Source organism: Streptomyces sp. NPDC057474, from assembly GCF_042802555.1.
In the GTDB taxonomy this organism is placed as follows: Bacteria; Actinomycetota; Actinomycetes; order Streptomycetales; family Streptomycetaceae; genus Streptomyces.
This window is the reverse complement of the sequence record NZ_JBHVDX010000366.1, coordinates 1-6,150: the sequence shown is the minus strand read 5'-3', so window position 1 is coordinate 6,150 and position 6,150 is coordinate 1. Positions and strand designations below refer to the sequence as shown.

General features: G+C 72.5%; 7 protein-coding genes. 3 read left to right on the top strand and 4 right to left on the bottom strand.

The window, feature by feature from the left end:
• Positions 1 to 102: 102 nt before the first annotated feature.
• A complete protein-coding gene (locus ACFU53_RS45835; RefSeq protein WP_384006080.1) occupies positions 103 to 1,026 on the bottom strand; it encodes a TIGR01777 family oxidoreductase in 924 nt (307 codons plus the stop codon).
• A 92-nt stretch (positions 1,027 to 1,118) separates the two neighbouring features.
• On the opposite strand from ACFU53_RS45835, the gene ACFU53_RS45830 reads away from it, so the two are divergent.
• Positions 1,119 to 1,607 carry a GNAT family N-acetyltransferase gene (locus tag ACFU53_RS45830; protein WP_384006078.1) on the top strand — a complete coding sequence of 163 codons (489 nt, stop codon included), beginning with the start codon at positions 1,119 to 1,121 and terminating at the stop codon, positions 1,605 to 1,607.
• Positions 1,608 to 1,637: 30 nt separating this feature from the next.
• Here ACFU53_RS45830 and ACFU53_RS45825 read toward each other — a convergent pair whose 3' ends face one another.
• Complete coding sequence (locus tag ACFU53_RS45825; protein WP_384006076.1) at positions 1,638 to 2,822, bottom strand: MarP family serine protease; 1,185 nt, start codon at positions 2,820 to 2,822, stop codon at positions 1,638 to 1,640.
• Between the two features lie 468 nt (positions 2,823 to 3,290).
• On the opposite strand from ACFU53_RS45825, the gene ACFU53_RS45820 reads away from it, so the two are divergent.
• Together ACFU53_RS45820 and ACFU53_RS45815 are read left to right on the top strand one after the other, a co-directional pair.
• On the top strand, positions 3,291 to 4,025 hold the full coding sequence (locus ACFU53_RS45820; RefSeq protein ID WP_384006084.1) for a peptidoglycan recognition protein: 735 nt from the start codon (positions 3,291 to 3,293) through the stop codon (positions 4,023 to 4,025).
• 135 nt (positions 4,026 to 4,160) lie between these two features.
• Positions 4,161 to 4,445, top strand: coding sequence for a hypothetical protein (locus tag ACFU53_RS45815; RefSeq protein ID WP_384006075.1), 285 nt, complete (start codon positions 4,161 to 4,163; stop codon positions 4,443 to 4,445).
• Positions 4,446 to 4,458: 13 nt separating this feature from the next.
• Here ACFU53_RS45815 and ACFU53_RS45810 read toward each other — a convergent pair whose 3' ends face one another.
• Positions 4,459 to 4,977: a DUF4240 domain-containing protein gene (locus tag ACFU53_RS45810; protein WP_384006082.1), complete on the bottom strand. Its 519-nt coding sequence runs from the start codon at positions 4,975 to 4,977 to the stop codon at positions 4,459 to 4,461.
• Between the two features lie 85 nt (positions 4,978 to 5,062).
• Positions 5,063 to 6,055 (bottom strand): helix-turn-helix transcriptional regulator, encoded by a 993-nt coding sequence (locus ACFU53_RS45805; protein ID WP_384006073.1) that lies wholly within the window; start codon positions 6,053 to 6,055, stop codon positions 5,063 to 5,065.
• Positions 6,056 to 6,150: the final 95 nt, after the last annotated feature.

Here is a 6,150-nt window from a genome sequence, read left to right as displayed (position 1 = left end):
GTGCTTTTCGGCCCGAGAGGGCCGTAGGCCCTCAAGGGGCGCGGGGAACTGCGCGAGAAGCCCCCACCGGGCCCGCACCCGACGACGAACCCCCGCCGACCCTCAACCCCCCGTCGCCGCCCGGATCGCGGCGTCGATCTCCGGATACGTGAACGTGAAGCCCGACTCCAACAACCGCGCCGGGACGGCCCGCGTGCTGCCGAGGACGTCGCCGGCGACCCCGCCGAGAGCGAGCCGGAGCGCGGGGGCGGGCACGGTGAACAGGGTGGGCCGGTGCAGGACCCGGCCCATGGCCGCCGTGATCTCGCGGTTGGTGAGCGGGGCCGGCGCCGTCAGGTTGAACGGGCCGGACAGGGACGGCGTGAAGAGGAGGTGGCGCAGGGCGGCGACCTCGTCGTGGAGGGAGATGAAGCTCCAGTACTGGCGGCCGTTCCCCATCCGCCCGCCCAACCCGGCTTTGAACAGCGGGAACAGCGGACCCCAGGCGCCCCCGCCCCGGGCCACCACCAGCCCCGTACGGGCGAACGCCGTACGGATCCCGGCCTCCCGCACGGCCTCGGTCGCCCCCTCCCACTCCACGCACAACGCGGACAGGAACTCCGACCCCGGCTCCGCCGACTCGTCCACGACCCGGTCGCCCGTGAAGCCGTAGAAGCCGATCGCGCTGCCGTTGACGAACACGCTCGGCGGTGTGTCGAGGGAGGCGGCGGCCTCGGCGAGTGTCCGGGTGCCGAGCACCCGGCTGTTGCGGATCGTCGCCCTGTACGCGTCCGTCCAGCGGCGGGAGGCGACCCCCGCGCCCGCGAGGTTGACAACGGCCGCGCACCCCGCGAGCCCCGCCACGTCGACCTGCCGCGCGTCCGGGTCCCAGCGCACCTCGCCCCGCGCCCGGGGCGCCCGCCGCACGAGCCGGAGCACCTCGTAGCCGTCGTCGGTGAGGGAGCGGGCCAGCGCCGAACCGATCAGGCCGGACGCACCGGCGATCGCGATACGAGAACCGGGCGGAACGGGCGATTCAACGGTCATGCCCCCATCCTGCCCGGCCTGCGGCGATGCGGTGGCCCCAGAGGCGCACAACAGCCCTTCGATCGCCCGGGCACCGCCATACAGTGGCCACCATGCCCGTTCCGTACATACGCTTCGCGACCTCGGACGACGAGGACACGCTCGGCCGACTCGACCGCGTCACCTGGTCCACGCTGCACTCCGTCCAGGAGCGACCCCGACGGCCCTACGAGCCGTTCTTCAACGAGCGTTACGGAGCTCAGGACCACCTCGTCGCCGAACTCGGCGGCACCGTCGTCGGCTACCTCCGGCTCGGCCGCCCCACCCCGCTCGCCTGCCACACACATGTCCGCCAGATCCAGGGCCTCGCCGTCGCCGACGAGGCGCGCGGAGCGGGCGTCGCACGGGCGCTGTTGCGCGCCGCGCAGGACGAGGCACGCCGCCGCGGCGCCCGCCGGCTCACCCTGCGGGTCCTCGGCCACAACACCCCGGCCAGGAAGCTCTACGAGTCCGAGGGCTTCGTGGTGGAGGGGATCCTGCCGGAGGAGTTCCTGCTGGACGGGGCATACGTGGACGACGTGCTGATGGGCCGTCGGCTCTGATCACCCAGAGGTACGACAGCCCTGGGCGGCTCACGAGGTCACCAGGTCACCCGTGTCCACCGCCGCCATCGCGTTCGCCGCGCGCTCCGCGTCGGCGGCGACCTCGTCCACGGTGAGGACGTAACCCGTCTCGGCGTCCGAGGTGGAACGGGCGAAGACGACGCCGAAGACCTGGCCGTCGGTGGTGAGGAGGGGCCCGCCGGAGTTGCCGGGGCGGACGGTGGAGCGGATGGAGTGGATGTCGCGGGTGACCGAGTCCGTGTTGTAGATGTTCCGGCCGGTCGCGTCGATACGGCTGGCGACCGTGGCCGCCTGGAGGTCGAGGCCGCCGTCCTCCGGGTAGCCGGCCACGACCGCCGCGTCACCGCGCTCGGCGCTGTCGTCGAAGCGGAGCAACGGGGCCTTGAGACCCGGGACGTAGAGGACCGCCACGTCCTTGTCGGGGTCGAACAGCACGACCTTCGCCTCGTACGCCTTGCCCACGCCGCCCACCCGCACGCTCGGGTCGTCGATGCCCGCCACCACATGGGCGTTGGTCATCACATGCTCGGTGGCGTAGACGAAGCCGCTGCCCTCGCGGCCCTGGGTGCCCGCGACACCCTCGATCTTCACCGTGCTGCGCTTGGCGGCGCCGGTCGCGGCCGCGGTGACGCTGTCGCCGGAGGGCTTGGCGACCTCGGCCGTCGCCTCGTTCTCGAACGGGTTGAAGACCTGCGGGAAACCCGCCTCGGTGAGCGCGGAGGTGGCGTCGGAGAACCAGGCCGGGGTGGTGTCCGGCATGGTGTTCTGCACGGCGCCGAGCAGCGCGGAGTTACGGATCGAGTTGGTCACCACCGGGGACGAGGAGGCCCCGAGGACGCTGGCGGCCACCCACGCCACGATGAGCACGGCGACCGTGTTGGCCGCCGCCCCGCCTATGCCGTCGGCCACCCGCAGCGGGCTGCGGTCGATCTCCCGGCGCAGCCGCAGCGCCAGCCGGCCCGCCAGTTCGTGCCCGATCACCCCCGGCACCAGCACCGTCAGCACCGCCGTGACCGTCGCCGCCGGGGTGCCCGCCTCCACCAGCTCCATCATCCAGGGCAACACCCAGACGCCTATCGCCGCGCCGCCCACGAAACCGGCGAGGGACACACATCCCGCGACCAGGCCGCGATGGTAACCCGACGCCGCGTAGGCCAGGATCACCAGCATCAGCAGGATGTCGAGCACGTCCACTCCAGCCGCCTCTCTCTAGGGACCCTGTAGTACGCGCGGGGCGGGCGCAGTGATCAGCTACGCCCGCACGGCACCACACCGGCCCGCGCGAACCGGCCACCACCGCGCCACATCCGCCTGGAACCGTAAAAACGTCCAGGACCGCGGCGTTGGTTCCTTCCGCTTCCACCGGGTGGCCCACCCCACATCGCGGCCGGCGCGCATCCGGGTGACTCTGGGGACATGCGTGTGTTCCGGAGGTCACGGGGGGCGCGGGTACGGCGGCTGCTCCGCGTGTGGCGCCGCCGCATACGGCCCCCGTGCGCCCCGGACCCGGTCCGGGACCCGCGCGCCCGGGGGCACGGACGCCCGTCCCGGCGGCGCATCCGCCCGCACGTACACCCGCACGTGTTCCACAAGCACCTACGCCGGTCCCGCGACCGCGTCCGGTCGGCCTGGGAGCGCGTGGACCCGCCGCGGCCCGTCCTCCTGCTGCTGGCGTGTCTGCCCGGGCTGGCGGCCGTACTCGCGCTGGTGCTGTGCGCGATCGGCGTGGACCGTACGGGACACGGCTCGGGCAGACCGGTCGCGGCCCGGCCCGCGCTGCCGCACCAGGCGCCCCGGCCGCCCATCGTGCCCAGGACCCGCTGGCTGGGGAAGGACGCGCCCAGCCAGCCGCCCGCCCGCTACGACGACGAGGTAGCCGCCGTCTTCGTCCACCACACGGACTCGCCGAACGGCTACGACTGTGCCGACGCGCCCCGCATCATCCGTTACCTGTACGCGGGCCAGACCGGCGCCAAGGACTGGGACGACATCGGCTACAACTTCCTCGTCGACCGCTGCGGCACCATCTACGAGGGCCGCGCGGGCGGCGTCGACCGCCCCGTCACCGGCGCCCACACCCAGGGCTTCAACCACCGCACCACCGGCATCGCCGCCCTCGGCACCTTCACCGCCGGCGTCCCCGTCCCGCAGGCCATGACCGACGCGATCGCCGCCCTCACCGCCTGGAAACTCGGCCTCTCCGACACCGATCCCCGCGGCAGCGTCCGGCTCACCTCCAGCAACAGCCTCAGCCGCTACGCGTCCGGCACCACCATCCTGCTGCCCACCCTCGCGGGCCACAGCGACGGCTACATGACCAGCTGCCCGGGCGCGGCCCTCGCGGAGCGCCTGCCCGCGATCAGAGAGCTGGCGGCACGCCTCCAGGGCCGGTCCTAGGCCCCCTTGCAGACGGCTCTCATCCTGCTGAGACGGATCTCATGAGGTTCACAGACAGCGCGCCGTGGCCTCACAGACTTCTCCAAGATCCGCGCCCTAACTTCGTCGTTGTCACGCCGACCGGAGGTGGGGAAAATGATCAGCAGCCGTACCGAGAACACGTCCCGCAACCCGAAGAGGTCCTGGTCCTCGGCCCTGCGGAGCCCCTGGACGGTGGCCTGCGCGACCGCCGTCGTCGTGCTCGGCCCGTCCGCTGTCACCGCGTCCGCGCTGGACCGCGCCAACTCCGCGCCCCTGCACGGAGCCTCGGTCCCCGAGCACCCGGCCCCGGGCAAGGAACGACGCCACCAGGCCCAGCCGTACATCACCGAGCAGTACGCGTACCTGCCGCGTACGACGAGCCGCGGGCTGCGCGCCTGAACCGCCTCCGGAACTAGGGCCTGAAGCGTGACCAGAGCTTCGGGCAGCGTTCCGCGAGCGCGGACTCGTTCTCGAAGTCGAGCGCGGTGCCCTCGGGTTCGCCGGGCGGGGGCGGGATGCCGAGGTCCGGGGCGACCACGCCGGTGAGCTGCTCGTACGCCTCGTCCGCGGCGTAGCCCAGCTCCTCGCCGTCCCCGTCGATCTCCTCGTCGAAGTCGTCCAGCAGACCGGCGAGCGAGTCGGGGTCGTGCACCGCGCCCTCGAAGACCTCCCGGCCCTGGCCGATCAGCCAGCACCGGAAGAAGTCGAACGCGTCGTCGCTGGCACCGTCGAGCAGCACCCAGGCGGCGCCCCAAAGGTCCCAGGTGTACGCGCGGTTGTAACGGGACTCGAAGTGTCGGGCGAAGTCCAGCACCGCCTCCGGGTCCAGCCGGCCGAGGCGTTCCACGAGCAGGTCTGCCTGGTCCTCGGGATCGCCCTCGGCATCCTCCCGGGCCGTGTCCACCAACTCCCAGAACTCCGTCTCGTCCATCACTGGTCCAGCATCGGGCCTGGGAGGGTGGGACGCACGCGGAGGACGGTGGATTGTTATGTCCGGTGTGGCGTTCTGTGGGGCTTCATGCGGTCTCGTACAGCCCGGCGAGTCGGCGCGCTTCACCCGCGAAGCGCTCCCGCAGGCCTTCGGGGGCCAGCACCTCGACCTCCGCGCCGAGTGCCGTGAGCTGGGTGTGCGCCACCTCCTGCGACTCGACCCGGAGCGTGAGGGTCGTCCGGCCGTGTCCGTCGGCGGCGCCGGCGGCCGCCGTCAGGGCGTCCCGCGCCGAGACGGGATCCACGACGTACGGGAGTCTCCGCACCCCCTCCGCCGAGAGCCGTACGACGACCTCGGCGTGCAGGATCGACCGGGCGAACCGTTCCGCCTGCTCGTCCCAGTAGGTTGGCAGGTCGAACTCCTCGTCGCGGGTGAAGCGGTCGCCGTTGGCGTCGACGGTGAGGAAGCGGTCGATGCGGTAGGTCCGGAAGGAGCCGGTGCCCAAGTTCCTGTCCGGGACGTGGGCGCACAGGTACCAGACGCCGGCCTTGAGGACGAGACCGTACGGCTCCAGCTCGCGCTCGACCTCGGTGTCGCCCCTGCGGTAGCGCGCGACGATCCGGCGGTCGTCCCACACGGCTTCCGCCACGGCGGGCAGCAGCTCAGGGGTCTTCGGCTCCTTGAACCAGCTCGGCGCGTCGAGGTGGAACCGCTGGGAGGCCGTACGGGAGGCATCGCTGAGGGAGGGCAACAAGGCGGCCGAGACCTTCAGCCGGGCGGCGGAGGCCGCGTCCTCCAACCCCATCTCCCGCAGCGCCCCCGGCACACCGCTGAGGAACAGCGCCTCTGCCTCGCTCCGGGCCAGCCCCGTCAGCCGCGTCCGGTACCCGCCGATCAGCCGATACCCACCGGCCCGCCCCCGATCCGCGTACACCGGCACCCCCGCCTCCGACAACGCCTGGGCGTCCCGCGTGACGGTCCGTTCGGACACCTCCAGCTCGCGGGCGAGTTCAGCGGCGGTCATGGAGGGCCGGGACTGAAGCAGCAACACCATCTTGATCAGCCGAGCAGCACGCATGCGTTTCATGATGCCGGGCCACAGGGGCCACAGGGGCCACAGGGGCGACAGGGGTGCGTGGGGGTGTGCGGGTCCGGTGGGGGCTGGGGTAGGGG